This window comes from Nibribacter koreensis, from assembly GCF_039541795.1.
Lineage (GTDB): Bacteria > Bacteroidota > Bacteroidia > Cytophagales > Hymenobacteraceae > Nibribacter > Nibribacter koreensis.
The window spans coordinates 981,027-1,003,510 of sequence record NZ_BAABGX010000001.1; the positions used below are offsets into that span (position 1 = coordinate 981,027).

The 22,484-nt window shown below is 52.8% G+C and carries 23 protein-coding genes and 1 pseudogene; 7 read left to right on the forward strand and 17 right to left on the reverse strand.

The window, feature by feature from the left end; all coding sequences use genetic code 11:
- Window positions 1-7: 7 nt before the first annotated feature.
- From ABD880_RS04220 to ABD880_RS04240, 5 genes are all read left to right on the forward strand, one after another.
- Window positions 8-814, forward strand: coding sequence for an ankyrin repeat domain-containing protein (locus ABD880_RS04220; RefSeq protein ID WP_345162650.1), 807 nt, complete (start codon window positions 8-10; stop codon window positions 812-814).
- 107 nt (window positions 815-921) lie between these two features.
- Window positions 922-1,428: a hypothetical protein gene (locus ABD880_RS04225; RefSeq protein ID WP_345162652.1), complete on the forward strand. Its 507-nt coding sequence runs from the start codon at window positions 922-924 to the stop codon at window positions 1,426-1,428.
- Window positions 1,429-1,621: 193 nt separating this feature from the next.
- Complete coding sequence (locus ABD880_RS04230) at window positions 1,622-2,173, forward strand: DUF4256 domain-containing protein (protein WP_345162654.1); 552 nt, start codon at window positions 1,622-1,624, stop codon at window positions 2,171-2,173.
- Window positions 2,174-2,561: 388 nt separating this feature from the next.
- Window positions 2,562-3,164 carry a pseudouridylate synthase gene (locus ABD880_RS04235; RefSeq protein WP_345162656.1) on the forward strand — a complete coding sequence of 201 codons (603 nt, stop codon included), beginning with the start codon at window positions 2,562-2,564 and terminating at the stop codon, window positions 3,162-3,164.
- A gap of 389 nt (window positions 3,165-3,553) precedes the next feature.
- Entirely contained in the window at window positions 3,554-4,552 is a 999-nt protein-coding gene (locus tag ABD880_RS04240; RefSeq protein WP_345162657.1) for a sodium:calcium antiporter, read from the forward strand.
- A gap of 34 nt (window positions 4,553-4,586) precedes the next feature.
- Here the strand turns inward: ABD880_RS04240 and ABD880_RS04245 are convergent, their stop codons facing one another.
- Together ABD880_RS04245 and ABD880_RS04250 are read right to left on the reverse strand one after the other, a co-directional pair.
- A complete protein-coding gene (locus tag ABD880_RS04245) occupies window positions 4,587-6,026 on the reverse strand; it encodes an SDR family oxidoreductase (protein WP_345162659.1) in 1,440 nt (479 codons plus the stop codon).
- Between the two features lie 258 nt (window positions 6,027-6,284).
- A complete protein-coding gene (locus tag ABD880_RS04250; RefSeq protein ID WP_345162661.1) occupies window positions 6,285-7,277 on the reverse strand; it encodes an acyl-CoA synthetase family protein in 993 nt (330 codons plus the stop codon).
- A gap of 78 nt (window positions 7,278-7,355) precedes the next feature.
- Between ABD880_RS04250 and ABD880_RS04255 the strand changes: the two genes are divergently transcribed.
- Window positions 7,356-7,925: a hypothetical protein gene (locus ABD880_RS04255; protein WP_345162663.1), complete on the forward strand. Its 570-nt coding sequence runs from the start codon at window positions 7,356-7,358 to the stop codon at window positions 7,923-7,925.
- Window positions 7,926-8,003: 78 nt separating this feature from the next.
- Here ABD880_RS04255 and ABD880_RS04260 read toward each other — a convergent pair whose 3' ends face one another.
- Complete coding sequence (locus ABD880_RS04260) at window positions 8,004-10,415, reverse strand: alpha-ketoacid dehydrogenase subunit alpha/beta (RefSeq protein ID WP_345162665.1); 2,412 nt, start codon at window positions 10,413-10,415, stop codon at window positions 8,004-8,006.
- 195 nt (window positions 10,416-10,610) lie between these two features.
- On the opposite strand from ABD880_RS04260, the gene ABD880_RS04265 reads away from it, so the two are divergent.
- A complete protein-coding gene (locus ABD880_RS04265) occupies window positions 10,611-11,393 on the forward strand; it encodes a DUF1573 domain-containing protein (protein WP_345162667.1) in 783 nt (260 codons plus the stop codon).
- A 212-nt stretch (window positions 11,394-11,605) separates the two neighbouring features.
- Here the strand turns inward: ABD880_RS04265 and ABD880_RS04270 are convergent, their stop codons facing one another.
- From ABD880_RS04270 to ABD880_RS04335, 14 genes and pseudogenes are all read right to left on the reverse strand, one after another.
- Window positions 11,606-11,992, reverse strand: a complete 387-nt coding sequence (locus tag ABD880_RS04270) for a hypothetical protein (protein WP_345162668.1) — start codon at window positions 11,990-11,992, stop codon at window positions 11,606-11,608.
- The gene (locus ABD880_RS04275; protein WP_345162670.1) at window positions 11,974-12,168 is read right to left on the reverse strand and encodes a hypothetical protein; all 195 of its coding nucleotides are present in this window, start codon (window positions 12,166-12,168) and stop codon (window positions 11,974-11,976) included. Before ABD880_RS04275 ends, ABD880_RS04270 begins: the two co-directional genes overlap by 19 nt.
- Before the next feature lie 18 nt (window positions 12,169-12,186).
- Entirely contained in the window at window positions 12,187-12,741 is a 555-nt protein-coding gene (locus ABD880_RS04280; protein ID WP_345162671.1) for a glycoside hydrolase family 108 protein, read from the reverse strand.
- Window positions 12,734-13,057 (reverse strand): hypothetical protein, encoded by a 324-nt coding sequence (locus ABD880_RS04285; protein ID WP_345162673.1) that lies wholly within the window; start codon window positions 13,055-13,057, stop codon window positions 12,734-12,736. Before ABD880_RS04285 ends, ABD880_RS04280 begins: the two co-directional genes overlap by 8 nt.
- Window positions 13,041-13,364: a hypothetical protein gene (locus ABD880_RS04290; protein WP_345162675.1), complete on the reverse strand. Its 324-nt coding sequence runs from the start codon at window positions 13,362-13,364 to the stop codon at window positions 13,041-13,043. The genes ABD880_RS04285 and ABD880_RS04290 overlap by 17 nt, the downstream gene beginning before the upstream one ends.
- A 30-nt stretch (window positions 13,365-13,394) precedes the next feature.
- A complete protein-coding gene (locus tag ABD880_RS04295) occupies window positions 13,395-13,952 on the reverse strand; it encodes a hypothetical protein (protein ID WP_345162677.1) in 558 nt (185 codons plus the stop codon).
- 3 nt (window positions 13,953-13,955) lie between these two features.
- Window positions 13,956-14,468 (reverse strand): hypothetical protein, encoded by a 513-nt coding sequence (locus ABD880_RS04300; protein WP_345162679.1) that lies wholly within the window; start codon window positions 14,466-14,468, stop codon window positions 13,956-13,958.
- Between the two features lie 25 nt (window positions 14,469-14,493).
- Entirely contained in the window at window positions 14,494-15,561 is a 1,068-nt protein-coding gene (locus ABD880_RS04305) for a hypothetical protein (RefSeq protein ID WP_345162681.1), read from the reverse strand.
- A gap of 4 nt (window positions 15,562-15,565) precedes the next feature.
- Window positions 15,566-16,639 (reverse strand): hypothetical protein, encoded by a 1,074-nt coding sequence (locus tag ABD880_RS04310; RefSeq protein ID WP_345162683.1) that lies wholly within the window; start codon window positions 16,637-16,639, stop codon window positions 15,566-15,568.
- Between the two features lie 3 nt (window positions 16,640-16,642).
- Window positions 16,643-19,111, reverse strand: a complete 2,469-nt coding sequence (locus ABD880_RS04315) for a hypothetical protein (protein WP_345162685.1) — start codon at window positions 19,109-19,111, stop codon at window positions 16,643-16,645.
- Window positions 19,111-21,309, reverse strand: a complete 2,199-nt coding sequence (locus tag ABD880_RS04320) for a tape measure protein (RefSeq protein WP_345162687.1) — start codon at window positions 21,307-21,309, stop codon at window positions 19,111-19,113. The genes ABD880_RS04315 and ABD880_RS04320 overlap by 1 nt, the downstream gene beginning before the upstream one ends.
- Window positions 21,310-21,322: 13 nt before the next feature.
- Window positions 21,323-21,640 (reverse strand): annotated as a pseudogene (locus tag ABD880_RS04325) (phage tail assembly chaperone); the annotation flags it as partial.
- 17 nt (window positions 21,641-21,657) lie between these two features.
- A complete protein-coding gene (locus tag ABD880_RS04330; RefSeq protein ID WP_345162689.1) occupies window positions 21,658-22,050 on the reverse strand; it encodes a hypothetical protein in 393 nt (130 codons plus the stop codon).
- Complete coding sequence (locus ABD880_RS04335) at window positions 22,050-22,475, reverse strand: hypothetical protein (RefSeq protein WP_345162691.1); 426 nt, start codon at window positions 22,473-22,475, stop codon at window positions 22,050-22,052. Before ABD880_RS04335 ends, ABD880_RS04330 begins: the two co-directional genes overlap by 1 nt.
- Window positions 22,476-22,484 lie beyond the last annotated feature (9 nt).

Sequence of the window (22,484 nt, forward strand, 5' to 3'; positions counted from 1 at the left end):
GCACTACATGAAATATTTGATTTCACTGCTATTTGTGTTTTGCTTCTTATTCGCAATAGATAGCTATGCTCAAAGCGGTAGAAATGTCGAGTTCTTTAAAGACACAGAAGCTTTTGAATTAGCCAAAGCAGTTAATAGTGAAAACTTAAAGCGAATAGAAAAGCTTGTAAAGGAAAATCCAAGACTATTAAGTGTAACATCTTCATCTGGGTCAAATGTCTTGGTTTTGAGTATTTACATTGACAAATACAAATCGTTCAAGAAACTACTAGAACTTGGGGCTGAACCAAACTTCATCACACCTGATAGTAAATACAGCGTTCTCATCCATGCCTGCAAAATATTTGATAAAGGCCCGAAACCATTGTTTGACAATAGGTATGCAGCGCTATTGCTTGAATATGGCGCAGACCCTGAATATGCTTTAGAAGAAGACTTTACTAACGATAAAGGAATAACTAGTATGGCTACCTCACCTCTAATGAGAGCCGCTAGACTCGATTTAGAATTGGTGAAACTGTTAATTAAATATGGAGCAAATCCATACAAACCTCTGGGCAAGACTTCTAGAACTCCATTCTCTCAAGCTGTGTCATCAAATAGGTTTGAAATCATCTATTATTTCATTGACGAGCTCAAAATTGATGTACATCAGCCACTGGCAATAAGAGAAAATGGTAATTTATATGTGCAGGATTTTATAAAAAAGTTCATGAATTACATACCAAGTACGGCAGGAGATGAAAAGAAGCAAGAACTGATAAAGCACTTAGAAGCTAGGGGAATTGACTTCAAGAATTATGACTATAAGTAGTAACTTAAATAAATAAACAAAACCGAACCTTAAAAACCAATACTGTCAACCATACCTATAGGTCAGCTACGCCACCCTATAGCCCAGTACGTTGCCATTTACATAACATGAGTGACAAATTAGAATTACTGAAATCCAATACTGTTCTATTCACCATAGAGTTAACTAAGAAATCCTTATCAGACTGGGTGGTAGAGGACATCATAGCATTGAATCAAGATTTTGAAGACATTCCATTATTAGATGCAGAATTGAATTCAAATCAGGACATCAAACGCATAAAAGATTTTCTAAAGAATGAGATAAAGCCCTTAGATGAAGCGGTGTATGAGGCTTGCCTTGAGGAGCTAAAAGAGATAAAAGAAGACTTAACATGGCAAACCTCTGAGGATGGCGCCTTGGTGCTTAAATTAGAAGACTGGGTGCAGGACTCCAGGACTCATTTAGAGCGTAAGGGCTGGTCACATGTACTGGTAGGAAGGAGCCTATTAAACCCAACACAATTGAACATCATTAATACGATGCAGAACTTACCAGAGGCCAGTTCTATTAAGGTTGAAATAGAAAAATTAAAACCGCCGGTCAAACCTCACTACTTTCTTGACAATATATAAAAGACTTTTGGGCATATATTAATACTTGGCATCTTAAGGCCATGAAACGCTTCACACAAAACATCCTCTAACGTCCCTGGGTACTCTTGTTCACTATTACCGCAAATCTGCCCTGGCATCCGGCTAAAAAAACGCGGCACCTTATCCGGGATTTATTAATTTAAAGCCCTCCTTCACCTAAGGTTAATACTATATGGCGCTCTTACAAGAACAACACCAGTCCTTGCTCTCTCTCCTCAAATTTAGATTTGAGAATAATATGCAGCGGCATTTAGGTATTAATTGGGAGAGTGTGCTGGTAAAACTAGAAGCGCAGCCAGATAAACTCCTGTCATTGCAAGAAATGGAAAGAACCGGCGGGGAACCTGACGTGGTCAGCATGGATCCAAACACCGGAGAGTTCTTGTTCTTTGACTGCTCCCCAGAAAGTCCCGCCGGCCGAAGAAGCGTTTGCTACGACCAGGCCGGCCTTGAGTCCAGAAAAGAGCATAGGCCTGCGCACAACGCAGTAGACTTAGCCGCGGCCATGGGCATAGACCTATTAACCGAGGCCCAATACCGGGAACTTCAGCAGCTAGGAACGTTTGACCTAAAAACATCCAGCTGGCTGAAAACGCCTGAATCGGTGAGAGAGCTGGGGGGCGCCATCTTCGGGGATTATCGCTACGGCCAGGTGTTTGTGTACCATAATGGGGCCCAGTCCTATTATGCTGCCAGAGGGTTTAGAGGTTGTCTTAGGGTTTAATGCAAGCCAAAGACATAGAAAGCCGTTTTTGGACTGTTTTCTGGAAAAGAGGTTAAAAACGACATTTCCAAAAGCACTGTCTTTAAGCCCCTAGCAGGATTGCTCAAGGTTTGCGTACCTTTGTATGTCAACCCCGCTATTTCAGAATTCTTACGTACGCCCGCTTTTGTCTTTTCTTGCCCCAATACCAAAACACTTTTTACCGTTTAGCAAAGGCTTACAAGAAATAGCGGTTCCAGAGGCCTTCCCCTCTCCTTTTCAAAAGCACCCTCATCCGCTGGCTCAACTGGCATCTCAAAAGCTCCAAGACTATTTACAAACGCAAAGGGACTGGCATCATAACTTCGGTTTAGAGCCTGATACGCAGCAAGGCGCAGTCATTGGCAAAATGTTTGGGGTATTGGTAGTGAAGAGCGCGCAGGACGAGCTAGGATTTCTGGCAGCGTTTTCTGGCAAGCTGGCCAACAGCAACCAGCATGCGTATTTCGTGCCGCCCATCTTTGACAGCCTCACCCAGGGCAGCTTCTTGAACCAGGGCATGACAGAACTCACCCAAATCAATCAAGAAATAAAAGCCTTGCACGGCCTAAGCACCGCAGAAAGCCATACCAGAAGAGTGCAACTGCTGGAGCATAGAAAAAATCATTCTCTAGGTTTGCAAGAAAAGCTTTTTGACCAATACCATTTCTTAAACCAGGCCGGTCAAGAGAAAAGCTTAAGGCACCTGTTCAAAAAAGCTTCTGGCAAGAATCCACCGGCGGGCGCGGGTGAATGCGCGGCACCCAAACTCTTGCAATATGCTTTTAGACATGGGTTAAAACCGCTAGCCCTGGCAGAGTTTTGGTGGGGACTTTCGCCTAAGTCAACCAACTGGAAACACGGGCACTACTACCCTGCTTGTCAAGAGAAATGCGCGCCTATCTTAGCGCATATGCTGCAAGGCATGGCCCTGGAGCAATCACTTAATTTCCCGCCCCACCTACCTTCATAGAAGAATACCTAAGAGGCCATAAATTGTCAGCTAATGATAATGGATGGGACTACTTATTCGTCAAGAAATTTAGTTCTCTTTAAATTACGCCAGGTGGGCAGATACTATTAAGGCAATTTAAAACTTGTTTTTTCAACTGGTTAGTCCAAGGCTGAGGAGTAATTTTTAAATTTTTCCTGGCTTCTTTCGTATGATAAAAGGCAACCCCCTAGCCACCATGCAGGCTCATGTACTTGTCCTTCCTGTTCTTAGAGGTAGTATAACTGGCCTACTTTTCCCTGTATTAGACTCCGCCTCACCATCTTGTAAGGTTTAAAGCCCTAGATGCCCTAAGAAGTAGCAAATGGTAAGCATTTAACTAGCCCATGGTATAATCAACCTCATAAAAAATGGAGAGCGTTTACATATCCATAGCAGGTTTTTCTATCTGTACGCTGGCCATCATTCTTAGCGGCGTAAAACTCACCAAATATGGTGATGCCATCGCTGAACTGACTGGCTTGGGAAAAGCCTGGATTGGCCTTGTTTTGATGGCCTCTGTCACCTCTCTGCCAGAATTGATTAACGGGATTAGCTCTGTTGCCTTTCTAAGCCAACCAGATTTGGCGGCCGGAGACATTTTTGGAAGCTGTATTTTTAATTTGCTCATCCTTTCATTGGTAGACGCCAGAATTAAGAAACCCCTCACCTCTCTTCTTAAGTCTAACCACGTGTTTACGGGTTTGGCAGGCATTGTCCTGATTTCGGTTAGCGGGCTGGCCATTGTCCTGAGAGATATTACGCCAGTCCTGTATTGGGTCAGCCCCTTTACCATCTTTATTTTTCTGGTTTACTTTCTGGTGGTTTATGGCATTTTCCAGCATGAACGCCTCACAGAGTTGCCCTTTAAACCCGAGGAAGTGGCAAAGCAACAAAAGGAACAGCTGCGCACTGTCATTAAATACTACATTCTCAATGCGTTCCTTGTCATTGCGGCCGCAGCGTTTCTGCCTTATTTTGGCGAGGGCATTGCCTCTCATTTCGGGTTAGGCAAGACCTTCTTCGGGACCTTGTTTTTGGCGACGTCTACCTCTCTGCCAGAGTTGGTGGTTTCTTTTGTAGCCATTAGAATGGGCAGTTTTGATTTGCTGGTGGGCAATCTTTTGGGCAGCAACATCTTTAACATCTTTATTCTGGGCTTAGATGACCTTTTCTATACCAAAGGTTCTTTGTTTGCAGACATTAGCACAGACCATTTGCAAACCATCATGGTGGTCATTATCATGACCGCCGTATTGGGCCTGGGCATCATGGCCAAACCCACCCGCAAACTTTGGAAGCTAAGCTTAGACACCACCATCATTCTACTGCTATATATTGGCCTGATGATGGTGTTGTATTACGGCTAGATGGTACGCCTTAGCAATAAAATTAAAGCCAAGCCTATTGCTTGGCTACGGAAGCACCTGCAGCAATCTGGTTGATCATGCCTTTAAAGATGAAGCCATGGAAAGGCAGAACGGCATACCAATACAACCTACCCCAGATACCTAGCGGCCTGAAGGTGGCAGTCTGTTCCAGGGTGTTGCCCGTGATCTTGAATTCCAGCCAGGCCTCTCCGGGCAGTTTCATTTCGGCGTAGAGCAAGAGCCGCTTTTGTTCTTTGCTGGCCAGAAGGACGCGCCAGAAATCAAGGGAGTCGCCGGCCTGAATCTTTGTAGGGCTTTTGCGGCCACGGCGCAAGCCTACCCCGCCCACCAGTTTGTCCAGGATGCCTCTTATCACCCAAAGCCAGTTGCCATAGTACCAGCCGTTGGTTCCGCCAATGGCCCATATCTTCTGAAGCGCTAACTCGGGGTCTTGCACGGGTACCCTTTGCACGTCTTTAAAACAACCGTTCACCGGCATTTCTATGTGCTGGGCAATGCCCTTGCTTAAGATGTTACTACTTAGTGCGTCCTTCCAGCTGGAGATGACCTCATTCTGCTCTATCTTATCAAAGGCCATGGCGATGGCTTCTTTGTAAGGAAGTAAGTGGATGCCCAGTTCTTGCGCTAGCTGATTGGGCGCACAGACCATCTCTACCTTCATGCTGTCCACCAGGTTTCTGGCCAAAGGATACGATGTGGCAGTCACAAAATACAACCAGTAAGAAGAAAGCCGGGGCGTCATGACGGGCACAATGAAAATGCTACGTTTAAGGCCGCGTACCTCTGCAAACTGCAACAGCATCTGCTTGTACGTGAGAATGTCTGGGCCGCCAATGTCAAAGCTTTGGTGAAAGGTGCTTGGCCTGCATAAAACGCCCGCTAAAAACTCAATCACGTTTCTTATGGCAATGGGCTGGCAGTGCGTGTTCAGCCACTTGGGGGCAATCATGACGGGTAGTTTCTCCACAAGATCCCTGATGATTTCAAAGGAGGCGCTGCCAGAACCCACTATTATGCCAGCCCTGAGCGTAGTCAACGGAATGGCACTGGTTCCTAAAATCTCTTCAACCCGTTGCCTGGATTGTAAATGCTTGGACAAATGCCGCTCATTGACAATGCCACTCAGGTAGACTATATGTTGTACCTGGGTGAGTGCAAGAGCCTCCACAAAGTTTTGGGCAGCAGCGGCTTCCATAGATGAAAAGTCACCAGAGCTGGTAGACATGGAATGGATGAGATAATATGCCGCGTCAATGTCTAAGGGAATGGCAGCAAGCGTCTCTTTTTTCAGGAAGTCCACTTCAATAACCGTCAGTTTTGCGTCTGGGTAGTTTTCTGCTATAAACCGCTGCTTGTCTCGTACACAGCAAACCACGGCATGCCCGGCCTCCAGCAGTACAGGCAACAATCTTCTAGCTATATAGCCGGTGGCACCGGTTAAGAGAATCTTCATGCGTTTATAAGTAGCCCTTGAATCAAAATAGACCAATCTTCTTTACGCTTCTTGAACAGCCTCTGGCGTTTTTTGTTCATGCACTCTTTTGGATGGATATTTTGCAAGATGATAGGCCATACTTTAAGGCCCTAATACAAACAATCCGTTTTTGGCCTGAAATCCAGAAAACAGGCCAAAAACGGATTGAGTATAAATTGGTAAAAAGGGTGAATAGAATATTCAGGCTTTCTTAGGAAGTAATGGAGAGTAAAGGGCCTAACCTACCAGCAGGTTACAGCCTCTTATATCAGAATTGTCAAAGCGTCCCAAGACTTCAAAAGAGCCATCGGTGTAGAGTTTGCCCAAGTCCTTGGTTTCAAGGAAGGCGCAGGAGTCTGCGTTGGCCAGATCAATGACGTTGAGTCCCCCAGAGGCCGGGCCAGTAGAGATGGCAAACGGATCGTTCACATCTCTAATTAGCACATGCAACGTTCTGGACGGCTGAAAAATACCCTGTCCCTTAGAATAGGCCTGTGACAACAACTCGGTCATGCCGTATTCTGAGTGGATGGCTTCTACACCGAAGGCCTCTGTTAACTCCTGGTGTAGCTCTTCCCGCACCATTTCCCTTCGTCGGCCTTTCATGCCTCCGGTTTCAAAGATGGTGAGCCCCGCAAATTCGCCCTTGTTCACCTCTTCGGCTAGGTCTAACAAGGCGTAGGTGACCCCAAACAAATAGATGGTTTTGTGTTCCACCTGGGCCTGGGCAATGGCTTGACGCAACTCCTGGTGGTTCTTTAAATAAAATCCTTCCTGCTGCTGCCCGGTGGCTTTAATAAAATGGTCTATCATCATGACTAGGGATGAGTCTCCCTGCTCCAAATAAGAAGGCAGCAAGGCAAAAACCACCGCCTCCTTTAAAGGACCGTAGGTTTCTTCAAATAAGGATTGGGCATGCTGGCAGTAAAATATTGGGTCTTCTACCAAGTGCTGGCTTCTTTGTTGCAGAGTGGTACCGCTGCTCAGAAAGACAGTCTTGGGTGTAAAAGCATGTGATGTTACCTGGTGGGTCTTGAAGAACTCAATGGGCAGGAACGGAATCTGGTCCAGGCTTTCTACGTTTTTGGGGTCGCGGTTCAGAAAACTCAGGTACTCCCCATACACTTGGTTCTCTTTGGCCTGGAACCTAAACAACTCCAATGCCGCGGCTTCAAAGGTGTCTGGGGTAATGGAAGAAAGGTTGGATTTATATTCGGGAAGGAAAGCCATGGCAGGCGCTAAATATTACTATAACAAAGTACGTAACTAAGCGTTAGGAAATCTAACTAAGGTGTTATTTCTTGCGCCATGATCCGTCATAAAATCTTCTATCCGTTTGTAGTGGTGTTGGGGCTTCTGGGATTCTCTGCCTGTCAGGATACGCCAGACTTCTCAAACACGCCCAACATTGAGTACCGTGACTATATGCACTACTCGTTCAAAGACCAGAACGGTCTGGTCTGGGACACTATTCAACACGTCCTTCGGTTCACCGACGGAGACGGCAACATTGGCCTCTCTGACAAGGACGACCCAGCGTTGAATGATTACTTCAGTGAACTGTATCTGAAACGCAACGGGGTTTATTATCAGATTTATGCCGGCATCACGCCCCGGCCCACTAACCCAATCCGGTATTACGGCCGTATTCCAGTGCTAAACACCAGTGACCGCATTGAGCCCCTAGAAGGCGACATTAAATACGGCATACGGTTACGCAAAGGCACGCCCTTTGACTACTTTGTAAACAATGATTATGTGCGTGATGCCCTCAAAACGGGAGATACCGTCAGGTTTGATTTCTATATTAAGGACCGAACCGGCAATTCAAGCAACAAGGTAGAATCACCTGAGATTATCTTAAAGCTAGACAAGTGACACTTGTAAAATGCTGAATAAATAGAAAGGCCCGTTAGAAAATTCTAACGGGCCTTTCTATTTGTAGATTTAAATAAATTACATGATAGCCGGAAAAGCTTCTGGATCTGCCTCATGCATGATAGCGTAGACCGTTTCAAACACATCTTCAGCGTTTGGCTTAGAGAAATAATCTCCATCTGAAGAATATGGCGGACGGTGGTCGTGCGCCGATAAAGCTTGTGGCTTAGAATCCAACCAGCGCCAAGCTTCCTGCTCATCCACCACTTTCTGCATCATAAAGCCGGTGGCTCCTCCAGACACGTCTTCATCTGCAAACAACACGCGGTTGGTTTTCCGGATGGAGTCTGTAATGGAATGATGGATGTCAAACGGCAACAAGGTCTGCACGTCTATCACCTCAGCTGAAATCCCGAACTCCTGTAACTGCTCAGCGGCGTCCATCACAATGCGGCACATAGAGCCATAGGTCACTATGGTGATGTCTGTACCAGCACGCAGTATCTCGGGCTGGCCTAAAGGAACTGTGAACTCGCCAATGTTAGCCGGAATGCGCTCTTTTAAGCGATAGCCGTTCAAGCACTCAATCACCAAGGCCGGCTCATCTGATTTTAACAAGGTGTTATAGAAACCGGCGGCCTGGGTCATGTTACGCGGTACCAAGACGTGCATACCTCTTAAGCTGTGTAAGATCATACCCATGGGCGAACCAGAATGCCAGATGCCTTCCAGTCTATGGCCACGGGTGCGAACAATTAAAGGTGCTTTCTGCCCGCCCTTGGTACGGTACTGCAAGCAGGCCACGTCATCAGACAGAATCTGGATGGCATATAATAAGTAGTCCAGGTACTGAATCTCGGTGATAGGACGCAGTCCGCGCAAGGCGGCGCCTATGCCCTGCCCTACAATGGTACATTCCCTGATACCCGTGTCGGTTACGCGCAAATCACCGTATTTATCCTGCAGACCCGCGAAGGCCTGGTTTACGTCGCCAATCTTTCCTACATCCTCGCCAATGGCGAATACGCGCGGGTCACGGGCCAACATGGCATCAAAGCAGGCTTGCAACACCTCACGGGCGTCAACAGTGGGGCTGTCTTCGGTATACTCTGGCTTGATTTCCTCTACCAAAAGGGCAGATTCTTCAGACTGGCTGTATAGATAAGAGTTGAAACGATCCGCGTTTTCGCCTTGGGCAGTTTCCAACCATTTCACTAACTCGCGCTTGGCCGCGCTTTTCTCATTGCGCACGTAGCGTAATGCTTTACGGGCTGCTTTGACCGCGTCTGACCGGATGGGAACGGTGGTTTTTTCTAGTTCTTCTTTAATGGCCGCCACCTCAGAAGCATGGGCCTCAATGCTCCCAGAAAGGTTCTCCAGCAAGTGCACGCAGTCCTTATGATCCGCCACAATGCCTTCATTGAACGCATTCCAGGCAGCCACGCGGGCTACCTTTACGGCTTCCTTGGCTTCGGTTTCAATCTGGTCCAAGTCATTCTCAGACGCAAAACCATTCTGCAACAACCAAAGACGCATCTGCTTTAAGCAGTCAAACTCAGCTTCCCAGGCCAAACGGTCCTGCGACTTGTAGCGCTCATGTGAGCCTGAGGTGGAGTGTCCTTGGGGTTGCGTTACTTCTTCAACATGTATCAATACCGGCACGTGCTCCTCGCGGCAAACGGCAGAGGCTTGTTGGTAGACTTCACACAGTCCGGCGTAATCCCAGCCTTTCACTTTATAGATTTCATAGCCTTGCTCACCCGGCGCGTTGCGCTGGAAACCGGCCAGAATCTCAGAAATGCTTCCTTTGGTAGTCTGGTAATGAGCCGGCACCGAGATACCGTAACCGTCATCCCACACTGACATGAGCATGGGCACCTGCAAAACACCGGCCGCATTGATGGCCTCAAAGAACATGCCCTCAGACGTAGAGGCGTTGCCAATGGTGCCGTAGGCTATTTCGTTTCCGTTGATGGAGAAATCATCAAATTGATGCAATTCTGCATTTTGACGGTATAATTTGGAGGCGTAAGCCAAGCCAAGCAACCGGGGCATCTGACCACCCGTAGGAGAAATGTCTGAGCTTGAGTTCTTGGTGTCGGTTTGGCGCTTCCAGTTGCCTTCCTCATCTAGTAACCGCGTCCCGAAGTGGCCGTTCATGGCTCTACCTGCGGTAGAAGGCTCTTGTTCTACGTCTGTGTGGGCGTATAACTGGGCAAAATATTGTTGGAGGGTAAGGGCGCCAATGGCAAACATGAACGTTTGGTCACGGTAATAACCAGACCTAAAATCACCGAGCCTGAAAGATTTGGCCATGGCCAATTGGGCTACTTCTTTGCCATCGCCAAAGATCCCGAATTTAGCCTTGCCCATGAAAACTTCCTTACGGCCGGCCAGACTGGCCTGGCGACTCTCGCAGGCAATGCGGTAGTCCTGCAACATTTCATCTACTGACAAGGAAAGCTGATTAGTCCGTTCAACGGTTTGCATGCTCTGTATGATAAGATTCTATAGTCCCACTATGGATTTTTACAACCAAACTTACGTAAGTTTTGTGCCATATTCAAGAATAATAGCCTTTTCACGAACACTCCTTCGTTTCATTGTTAGTACATCGAACTAATTTTTCGTAATTTTGTTTTGCCCATAACAAGGCCTCCTAAAGGAACTTAACACCTATTTACTATGAAGAAAATCTATCTTTTTCTGGCGCTGGCACTGGTAGTGCTGACACAGGGTTTTGCCTCTGCGCAAGGAGTCTTGTCTTTTGAGAAAGAGACGCATGACTTTGGCACCATCAAGGAAGGTGGCGTGGCCACATATGAATTTAAAGTAAAGAATACGGGCAATGCCCCGGTCATCATCAGCCATGTGCAGGCGTCTTGCGGTTGTACTACGCCAGAATGGTCAAAAGACCCTATTTTACCGGGTGCCACGAGCACCATTAAGGCTGGATATAACACCGTTGGCCGTCCTGGTGCGTTCAACAAGGCTTTAACTATCACCTCAAACGCTACTCAAGAAACGCAAATGCTGTTCATTAAAGGAACAGTGACCAGCGCCCCTGCAGCCCCGGCTCATACGGCTGCGCAATTGGCAGCGTCTCCAAAAATTGAACTGACCAGCTCTACTTATGACTTTGGTAAGGTAGAGAAAGGACAAAAAGTAACCGCCAAGTTTACGTTGAAAAACACGGGCAAACAGGATTTGAACGTAACAGGCCTACAAACCGCATGCAACTGTGTGACTTATAAAATGGCTCCGGCCGTGGTAAAACCAGGACAATCTGCCAAGTTGGAACTAACTTACAATCCGCAGGTGTTGCAAAATAGAATAGAGACGGTAACCTTAACATCTAATGACATCACCGGCTCTGCCACTAGCCTTACCCTTAAGGCCAATGTAGTGGAAAGCTTAGCTAAGCAAAGCGCAGTAAAGGTTAACAAGGGCAGTGTCCCTTTTAAATAGTTTTTTCATAGTTTTATTTTGTACTAATGGCAGGAGCGCAGCTTCTGCCTTTTTTTATGCCTTTAAGCTAATAGTCAACCAGTTAGCCACACCTACTCGTTATTAGTACAACTATAGTAAAACATTGCCCCCTAAAACGCGAAAACCCCGGTCAGTAACCGGGGCCTTCAGCTTACGAATGAGGTCGCCCTCATTGCCACATGAATGTACGTCTAATAAAGGGGATGTGCTATCTTTTTCTTGGCGAATATCCAGTAGTAGCCCGCGTGAAAGGAGGCCGTAAAGACCACGTGCAGGATGAGCACGTCCCACAACCAGAACAGCACCGGCTCATAGCAGGCCAGGGCCAGCAGCCAGCACCAGAGCTGGAGCATGTTGGCGAAATGCCACGCGTCCGTTGTCCAGACTAACAGGGTGCTGCTAAGCGGGAACCGCTCACCCTTGGCGGCGTCTCCGTCCCTCCACTTGTTGCGCCAACTGTCAACGCTGAACCACTGCGAGGTGAAACGCACCTTGCCGTGGGCGCACGCGTCCGCCAAGGCCTTGCACAGCCCCGCTCCTATGATGAATAGAACGGTGGCTACTTGCGCACAAACCATTTGATGAGCGCGTAGGAGCCGTAGATGAAGAACAGCCCGGCAAGAACCACCCATACAGGGTTGTCCCATCCCTCAAAGCCGCCGTTGTTGTTGATGCTGGGGTTCAGGCTCAGAAATGCGATTGCAATAATAAAGCAGATGACTGCCACGGCTATTCCGTCTGGTAGTTTTCTCATAGTGGTATTGGTTAAAGGTTATACTCTGTTAAGCCAACCGTTAAGGAATACCTTCTGGGTTGGGTTGTTTCGCACGATGGCAAGGTATTTCTGCCCTTGCAACAAATTCAGCAGCTTGACCAGCCTTGTAGGGCTAGGGTAGGCATTCACCTTGGCAATCGTCACCGGCCCGATGGCCCCGTCTATGGCGATGTTCTCCCCTAAGAGCACCATAGCTTCCTGCAAGAACTTCGCGGCGACGGCCGTACCCATATTCACCCCCGTGTCATAGACCTCTGTGGCCACGGCCTGCGAGGTGAAGGCGTCCAGCTTGTTCTTGTCCCAGAACTCTTTCTTATAGAAGGACTCAACGTGCTTTTGAAGGGTCAGGTCCACGGCGGCCGAAGCGTTGATATTGGCGGCCGCGCCTCCTACCTTTAACTTGATGGCGTCTATGGAACCCCATCCAGGCCAGTGAGGCCAGTGCTTGCGGGCAATCCCCTTGTAAGTCTCGCCGCCGGTGTCTGCTATATGGTTGGCGTAGCCGCCTTCATGTGCGGCCGTAATCTTGTGGGCGTCTCTGAAATTAGCCATTGTATTCTTCTTTGTTGGTTTCGGTTTCGGTGTCAATGGGTGCGGCTTGCGTAGCGGTAAGGCTAAGGTCCAGCGTGCCGGGCATCCCCTCCGCCGCCTTCTTCTTGGGCGCGCCGTTGAAGATGTTGCCGGTCAGCAGGAAGCCGATGGCAGACATGATCAATGACCCCTGCAGGAAGCCCTGCGTGTTGCTGGCCATCTCCCGGTTCTTGTCGGGGATGTCATACACCAAGAGGAACATCATGGCCGCAAAGCTCACCACGAACACAAAGGCGCAGAACCAGAACAGGTACTTGAACTTAGTCTCTTCTCTCATGGGGCTTCTCCTGTGGTTTAATGTAGGTTAAGTCGATGGGGTGGCCCTGCATCATCTTGATGGCCACGTCCAGGGTGTGCAGCTGCAGCTCCTGGATGCGCTGCTTGTGGTCCAGCTCGTCCTGCCGCCCGTCCAGCTTGTCGATGAGCGTCACCAGGTCCTGGTGCTTGCTCAGGGACTGGGCCTTATTGTCCTGCCATATCACCCCTATCAGGATGAGGATGAGGGCTAGCAGCCCCCCGATCATCCACGTGCCGATGGACACCGTGTCGAGCGTGCCGCTCACCTGCGTCTGCAGTAGTATCATTCTATCCAAGTCAGTGGGTCTCTATGGCGCTCAGGCCGGTTGTCGTTTCGTTTCAATGGGCAGGGAGCCGGACACGATGCCCACTCCCTGCCGGGTGCTGAACTCCCCTACCAGTTCCATGGACGGGTCGTTCAAGAAGGCCTCAGGCGTGTATAGGTGCGGGTTGGGACGCTTGGCGCACAAGGCGGAATACTTGGTGCAGACCGCCACGGACTCTGGCATGGGGACGCCGTCCCGCCCGTTCCAAGTGCCCCCTATGTCAAGCCCCAGCTTCTTCTTGAGCCACCACTTCACCAGCTGGAACAGCATCTGAACCAGCCCGAAATGGTCGTACCGCTTGGGCCTTTCCACCAGTTCGAACTCTTCCGGTCTGAGCACCTTGACGCTTTTGCGGTTGGTCTTCCTTAGCCACTCCTGCAACTCCGTATCCTTGCACCCTGCGCCGGTCATCTCGTACACCCGACCGTCGTATAGGTTGGCCGTGTGGTTGGGGCCGTTCAGCACCAACCGTAGCAGCAGACTGAAAAGACTTAGTAAAAAGGGCTTTATACCTGACAAGTCTAAGGAGTTTGTGATGACAAGTATCATGGGTTATGGATTAGGAGTATCCGCATCTGGCTCGGTCGGTGTTTCAGGCGTCTCTACCACCGGGGGCTTCCCATAGGTAAACGTGGGCGGCGCGTTCTGCTCCTCCTCGGTGTAGGCCTTCACCTGCCCGGTGTTGCCGTCAAAGAAAGGCGCACTGTCAAAACCCATCCATCCGCGCACAAAGCCGTTGTTCTGGAACATGGTCACGGGCATCCCGAAGAACTGCGTGAAAGTGGTCAGGTCCACCTCGCTGGTGGTCTGGGACTCCACGCGCTCGGTGCCGGGTATGATGTTGCCTAGTGAGTCCACGCGGGCAATCTTCCATATCTGGGTGATTTTCACCACCTCTCCCATCCCCTGCGAGTCGTCTGCCTTGACGTTCATCTCGGAGAAGAACCTACGCCAGCGCCTCCCGCTCGCATCCTCGAAGGAATCCTCTATGTAGTTTCTGGTTCTGTGGTCGGGGGTGGTGCCGCATACGTTGTCGTAGCTGACGCCCCCCCTCTTCTGTGTCACTTCATGTAATGCCATGTTCGTCTATTTATGCTATTGCCTGGTAAATAACGTTGAAGCCCGCCGCCTGGAGCGTGGCGATGTCGGCCCGCGCCTGCACCTGCACGGGGTCCGTGGAACTGGCGGAGATCTGCAAGCCCGCCGAGCCCCGCCCCGCGATGTTGAGCACCTTCTGCGCGGCGGTCAGGAACTGGCCTGCCACCAGGGCGTAGTTGCGCAGCGTCTGGTAGCCCGCCGCCCGCGAGGCCGCGGAGGTGTAGAAGCAGGCGTTGAAGTTGGAGTAGTAGAGGTTCGCCAAATAGGGCGTGGGGTCGAAGGCGGTGGTCAGTTGGTTGCCCAGGTCCCCGGAGGCCGCCCCGCACCAGACCTGCTCGATGGTGGTCGGCAGGGTAGGGACCGCCGTGAGCGCGTTCGACCAGAAGCGCAGGTCCTTCAGCTTGGTAGAAGCCAGCCCGCTCAGGTCCGCCATGGAGCTGTTGATGTACAGAATCTCCAGGTTGGGGTACTCCGACAGGTTATAATTCTGCCGCCCGCTCACCGCCTGCCCGTTGTTGCGGAGCGTGCTGCTCGGGTCGCCCGAACCCACCTTTAAAATCAAAAGGCTGGTCTTGCAGTTGATGGTGCTGTTGAAAACCTCCACTGCGGTCAGCGCGTTCTGGTCCACGATCAGCGCCTGGAGCCCCGCCTTGAACACCGGCAGGGAGAAGCAGGTGCCGCCCATCCTGCCGATGTCGAAGGTGGTGAGCCCCGCCACCAGGAAGGGCGTGCCGTCGAAGCGCGAGACGCGCTGGCTCCTGCCCAGCTCGAAGAGGTCCAGGTTCTCCGGGCTCTGGAAGTCGATGACCACCACCTTCTCAATTGCGGTGCTCTGGTCCCCCGCCGGGTAGGTGAACACGTAGTCGGTCCCAGCCCCGGTGTTCATGGGTAGGACGTCCGTCTTCGAGTTGTTGGCGTCCCCCCAGTAGATGGTGGCCGGGCTGGAGGTGCCCGGATTGGCCCGCATCCGCACCAGGAAGTTGGTCGCCGCCCCGAAGGTGTGGTAGACCTGCTGCCTCCGGTTCTTGGAGGCCACTAATAGCCCTGCGATGACTCCCATATGCCTAGTTGGTGAAGTAGTAGTAGTTGCCGTTCCTAACCTTGATGATGACGAACTTGGTCTTGCCGCTCACGGTGCCCACCGTCTTCTGCTCCACGTTGATGGGGATGTGGTTGGCCGCCGCCGGGATGAGGAAGCTGAAGCCGTTCCCGGCGATGTAGAGGTGCACCTCCTGCCCGTGGTAGGCCCCGGTGAGGGTGACGGTGAAGTTGGCCCCAGGGGCGGGGGTGACGTCCGCGCTCGGCTCGTAGCCGAGCGAACCGACGGCGAAGGTCATGTCCGTGCCCGAGAGGGACTGCGGGGCGCTGGGCACCAGGCTGTTGAGGGCGGCTACCAGACTGGTCTTGACGCTGGTGGCCAGACTCGAGAGCTGTCCCGTGATACCCGTCACGAAGCTCCAGATGCCGCTCCCCTTCACCGCGTTCTGCCCCGTCTGTGAAACGGTGTCGTCTAAAGTGACGGTCTCCCCACCCATGTCTAGGGGTGCGTTGTCCAAAAACAGCCCCTCCGGCCTCACCTCGAAGAGCGTGGTGGTGACGATGCCGCCGATGCTCCTGGTGGCTGAAATCAGCACCCCCGCCGTTTTGCCCGTGGCGTCTGTCTCTGCTTTTAAGGAGGCAGAGGTATTGTCTCCGTTTACGTATTCGGTTTTGACGTGCGAGCGCGAGGTTGCCCCGGAGGCCAATACCACCGTGTTCAGGAACGACTCCAGAAGGGTGGCGGTGTTGTTGCCCGCCGTCCGGGTGGAGCCGTGGAAGGTGTATTCGCCGCCTACCTCTATGTAGGCGCGGTCCTCCTGTTCTCTGGTGGCGGGGTCGGTGCCTGCGTTCCCGAGGAAGAGGGTGCCGTCCTCCGTGCGCAGGTACTGCGTGGACTGCGCCGTGAGCGTCACGTCCAAGGGCTCGTCCTTGGAGAGGAACACCCCAACCAGTGCCTCCGCATAGTCCCTCAACTTCTTGAAGAGGGTGCGGTGGTTCGCCCCCTGCGTCTTCGCAGGGTCCAGGGGCGTGCCGGGGGGTGCCACCTTGATGGTGGTCTCTATGTCGGCGTCGGTTACTTTCAAGTCTTCTAGTGCCATAGCTTAGTTGTATTCCGCTGCGTTGTATTCGTTGTGCTCGTATTCTCTCGTGACAAGGCTCTCCGGGTCGGTGTAGCCTATCTCAATCAGTTTCACGCTCGCCTGTGCGTCCCGCAGGTTGTACTCCAGCGACTGCATCTGAAAGGCGTACCCCTCTAGATGAACATGGAGCGCGGTGCGGTGCATCGGTATCAGCCCCCGGAGCGTGCCCGTCAGTATCCTCGGTGGCGCCTTCAAGTCGTTCGGCTTGTACTGGTCCAATATGTCCCGCAAAAGAAAGGCTAGTAAAGGCTTATCCTCGGTGCCGTTCAACTCGGTCCACCCGTCGTAGGGCTGTTCCCCGTTCACCAGGATCGTGCCGTGGTAGTGGGCGTAGGTGTTGCGCAGCAGGTTCAGGGTGTCCCCGAAGAGGACGTTTTTTACCTCGGGCTTGTAGGTCAGCTTGCCTGCGTTCTCCCCGGTCAGCACTAATTCATTGGTCACCACGGGGCTCTCCCCTATGAAGCCCGAACCGAAGCCGCTGATGACCTCCACGCCTCTGAGTTGGAACCCTAGAGGCGCGTAGGCATTGCCCACGATCTGAAAGAACGTCACCTCTACCATGCCCGACTCCGGCACCGTGCCAAAGTCCAGCTCTCCCATGAGCCAGCCCTTGTCGTCCGCTCCCTGCGGCTGGCAGACCACGAAACTCAGGGTCTCGGCAGGCTGCCAGACGGTGTTGAGCGAACCCGTGTAGTTGTCGAGCCAGTAGGACTCGTTGAGCTTGACGGTCAGGTAGATTCTAGGGTAGCTGTTGACAGCCCCGTCAGGGTCTAGCACGGTGCCTTCGTTGAAGACGGGCCGGTACCAGAACCGCAGGCGGTGGCTTTCGGGGGTGCCGAAGACCTCGAACCTAGGCGCGCGCGCGTACCCCGCGCCCGTAGGAGAGGGCACGTAGTTGTCTACCTGCAAGAGGTTCTTGTCCTTGCCTTCTAAGATTCTTTTGTAGGGGGCGGTGAACGTCCATCCCTTCAGCGTGTCGTTCTCGTTCCAGGAGGAATCCGGCACGGGCGGGTACTTGATGAGGTTCGCCACGCCGCCGAAGTCGAATTCCACCTTCTGCTCCTTGTACACGGGGCCGGTCTCCAGACTAGCGCCCGACAGGAAGAAAGGCAGGGTATTACCCGTGGGCAGTATCGTAACCGGGGTTTCTCTGGAAACGAAGGTGTGCGTCCCCCCTTCCACGCGCACGAGGGGCAGGTCCTTCACCTGCTCGGCTATGCGTTGGAAGTGCCACGCGCCCATGCTCTGCGAGAGCCGCGCCCCGAACACCGCGCAGATTGCCTCCAGGACCGCGTGGCAGTCCAGCGCCTCTCCCTTGTCGGTTCTGAGGGCCTCTAATAGTATCTGCGCCTGCCCCAGGACGTTGTAGGCCGGGGTGGCTTCGCCGTTGAGGATAGCCTCCTCCGCTACCATTCCATCGGTGTAGAGGCTCAACCCGATGTAAAGGGGCAGTTGGTATTCCAACTCGTTCAGACACGTTTGCACGACCTCTAGGAAGGTGCCGTACTGCGTCTCCAAAGGCAAGGGATAAGGCACGCCCTTGAGCGCCCCCAGTCCGTCGGTGGCCACGATGGATATTTGATTGGTGCCGCCTGCCAAGGATTCGCGGTAGCCGTCCATGAGCAGCCAGAAGACGTTCATCAACTGCCCGTCTCTATGCAGTTCCAGCCGGTAGGTGCGCTCGTCTCCTTCGTAGAGGTGGCGGTATTGGAACAGGGTCGAGTAGATGCTCAGGCTCAGCTGCGAGCCTAGGACGCCCGCGAACTTGTCCTTGTCCGCATCCGCATAACTCAGGGTGATGGAGGGCACGAGGCAGTTGAACTCCTCCGGCGCGCCCGTGTAGCCCCGCTGGTAGAGCTTCAGGGACACCGGCACCGAGTCCAGGTCGTCGAAGTCCTTGAAGTGGCGCAGGGCCAGCCCCTCTATGATTTCAAACAGGAAGGAGGCTTGGCAGGCGGTGTTGTCCTTCTCGCGCGCGTAGGCGGTGTACTCCCCCTTGGCTAAGCCGGTGAAGGTGTCGCTGTCCTGCCAGGTGAGGCCGTCCAGGGAGTATTCTATCAGTCCGTCCGCGCCGGTGGTGAGCACCTGCCCTGTTCCCGTGGCAGAGCCTATCGGGTCGGGGCTGGCAATGTCCACGCCGGTGATGCGCAGGTTGCAGGGGGGCACGTACCCGCAGAAGGGCGAGTCGGGCGTGTCGGTGTAGGACACCAGCCCCTCGCCCGCGTAGGTATACACCCGGCGGGTGGTGGTGTTGGCGATGCAGACCGCGTCTATGACCTCGCCGATGGGGCGGTCGTAGGGCGAGCAGGTCGGGCTCTCCGGGTCCTGGAAGGAGATGGTCTGGAGCGTCTCCGTGTCCCAGTAGATGTGCGTGGGGACGAACGCCTCCCCCTGGGGGAAGCAGTCGGTCTTGAGGAGGATCAGCGCCATCAGCCCGCCCTGAAGGAGTTGTAGTTCTCGTTCTTGAGCACGCCCACCAGGGAGCGCCCGTCTATCTCGAAGCGCACGGTGGTGTCACTGGCTCCCGCCTGCCGGTAGGTGGCTGACGTGGTGGGGCTCTTGTAGGGGGCCGGGGCTGAACCGCCCCCACTAGAACCCATTGATTTGCCCATACCTGATATGGCCGCTTTAGCAAAGCCCCCCAATGCGATTAGTGCAGCTCCTGCAGCCAACGCGGCTACAGGATTCAATGAACTTAAAGAAGTCCTTATACCCTCTATACCAAGCCCTATGGTTAGAGCATAAGTGCCTAGTTGGATGGCAAGGTCTGCCAAAGACCCGAGTAGAAACTTCCCTATGTCTCCCATTGACCCTACCCCGGCGGCCATTGCTCCAACCATCTCCAGGATGCCAGAGGTGGTGTTCAAGGTGAAGGACTGTACGGCAGCGGTGGCCTGCTCGTTGAAGGTGTCCAGGGCGGTCTTGGTAGCCTCCAGGGCCGGAGCGGTGACGATTGGAACCTTTTGCACCTCTCCCATAAGGGCGGCAAAACCAGCCTTGATGTCTGTAAGAACGAACTTGCCATGCGTGGCGAAGTTCTCCAGGTAGACGGACCAACTGGGGAGGGTGTTCTCAAAAGACGGCTTCAAAAGCTCAAACGCCTGCGGTAGGCTGCTAAGCTCTGCCTTGAAGCGGCGTATGCTCTCCGAACCGGGGGCAAAGCCTGCCGTAAGAAGAGATTTTAGACCGTTCTCCAGCGTTCCCCGACGGCTCTCTATGTAGTCATAGGAGTCCCCCAGCCCACGGGAGAGGGTGTTGTTGAGTTGCAGTTCCTTGTTTAGGTCTGCCAGTGCCTTTATCTGGTTACGCTGGGCATCCCCCAACTCCAGGTATTTCTTAATCTCTTGCTCTTTGGCGTAGATTTGAGCGTTAATACCTTCAATCTGCCCTCCTGAGGTGGCGTTTACCTGCGCGTCCTGAAGGGCTTTGAGCTCAGCTTGTAAGGTTTTGAGAATCCCTACGGCTTGTACATTCCCACCACCTGAGGCTAGAAACTTGTCGTATGCCTCCTTGGTGAAGGTGATAGACTTGGAAATACCCTGAAGCTCGATAGCGAAAGCGTTGAAGGAACCCCTAAGGCGGTCAATCTCCTTTGCCTTGTCGGTCGGGAAAATGCCATCCAGCACCCCGGCCCCAGCCTCCATCTCCGTGATGCGCCTAAGCACCGCGTCCTGACCGGCGGCCATCTTATCATAGCGCTCGTTGATAAGCGCTAAATGTTCCTCAAACCCCTTGGAACTGGATATATTTTCTACACCCGCCACGTAGTCCTTCATGGCGCCTGAAATCTTCTCGGTCTTTAGCTGGTCCTCTGATTTAGCGATGTAAACCAAGGCTTGCCCTATCTCATTCAGCTTGGTGACTGCATAGCTCAAAGGCCCAGAAGACCCGTCCCCTATTACCTTAAATAAGCTAGTAAAGGTGTCGCCTAGGTTGCTTATCTGCCCACCTAACGTGGCCGAAATTTTAGCGTTTGCGCCTTGTACGCCCTCCAAGTCGCCTAAGGATAGAATATAATCCTTTATGGCCTTGTCTGTCTTTTGTACGGTGGTGGTGACGCCCTTAAAAGTAAAGGCTACTTTATCCCCTTGCGAAGAGGCACGCACCCCAAATTCCTTTAACCGCTCAAACTCCCCCGTCATGGCATCTAGAAGCGCCTCGGTGAGCAGGTCAAAATCCTTCCCAGTGGAAGAAGCAAGGTCCCCCAGTTTCACTATCTGGTCGGCTGTTGGGGCTATCCCCCTGTTAGCCAGTTTCACATAGCTGGCAGTTAATTGGTCTACAGCAAAGGGGGTTTTGGCCGCGATATCCTGAATCATGAGCATGGCGTCCTGCGCCGCACTCTGTGAGCCTAGGGTATTAGTAAGCACCGCCTCCATCTTCTGAAAGTTGGCGGTGGTGTTGATGACAGCCTGCCCGAAAGCAACTACGGCCCCAATGGTGAAAGCCCCGGCAACAGCCGCCCCCATCCCATCAAGGCCTCTATTGAACTTATTAAGTCCCCCTGAGGACTTCTCTACCTCATTCTCCAGCTTCTCCACCGAGGCAGAGGCGCTCTTGAGCCCCGCCTGGAACTTGTTGAGGCCGTCTACGTGTATCTCTACGCCTAAGTCTGCTATCGTTGGCATTCGCTGTCCTTCGTTAATCGGTGACCAATGTGAGCGGCTTGCCCAGCTTGCGGGACATGCGCGCTATGAACTCCTGCGGGGTCTCTTTGGGCTCGCCTTTGGCGGCTTTGCGGTCAACCAGCGGGAGGTGGAGCACCTCCTGCGGGGAAACCGCCCTCTTGCCCCGGTGGTAGGAGCCGTTGATGACGGCGGCGGCGAGGAAGCGGGTCTTGTCCCACTCCAGCTGCCTTTTGAGCTCGTTGCCCTCATAGAGGTGCCAGAACTCGGGCCAGCTCAAACGCCAGAACTCCTTCGGCTTCAACCCCAACGGGCCGAACGCCCACCGCATGACCTCCTGCCACGTCCATTCTAGGCCGCTTTCATCGCTTCCCCCTCCTTTGCGGCGGGGGTTTCGTTTGGGACGGCCTGCTCCGGGGTCTTGGGGATGAGCACCTGCAGTATCTCCGTAAACTTCTGGGGCTCGTCCTGGCCCACGGCGTCCATCAAGTCGGCCACGTCCTCCGGGGTCAGGTCAAAGTCCTTCTTAGAGGCTCTGGCGCCGTCCTTCAGGGCAGAGTAGATGAAGTCCCGGAACTCCGAGCCCTGCACCTCCTGCGCGCCGATGCTGGCCAGCATCTTATGGTAGCCGGCCAGGTTGCACTTCTGCAGATCGCAGTAGATCGCGGCCTGGTTGGTGCCGAATTTGACCGGGTACTCCTTTCCCAGGAGTACCACGGTGCCTAGGTTTCTAAGGAAGCCCATTACGCTACCGGCGTGATGGTCAGAGCGCCCGTGCCTTGGAAGCCAGCGGACCACGAAGGCACGCCGTCCACCTCTTTGGAGGCGCTGAAACTGTTCACATAGGACTCCCCCTCGAAGGTGAATCCCCCGGTAACCGTGGTGCCGAAAGAGACAGACACCTTGGTGCCGGCCAAAAGCATGGTGGCCACGTTCTGGGCGCTCACGTTGGTGGTGGCGTCCGGGGTGGTGAACACCCGGAACAGGGCGTCTGCGCTCATGGACCAGTCGATGCGGCCCGGCGTGTAGTCGGTGAAGTTGCCAGACGCGCCGCAAACGGCCTCCAGCATCTCGCGGTCTATGGTCAGCTCTGCGCTGTTGGCGCACAGTACCTCGATGTCGTTGATCTTGACCACTAGGTCGGTGGCGCTCAGTTGGGTTACTGCCATTTTCTTATC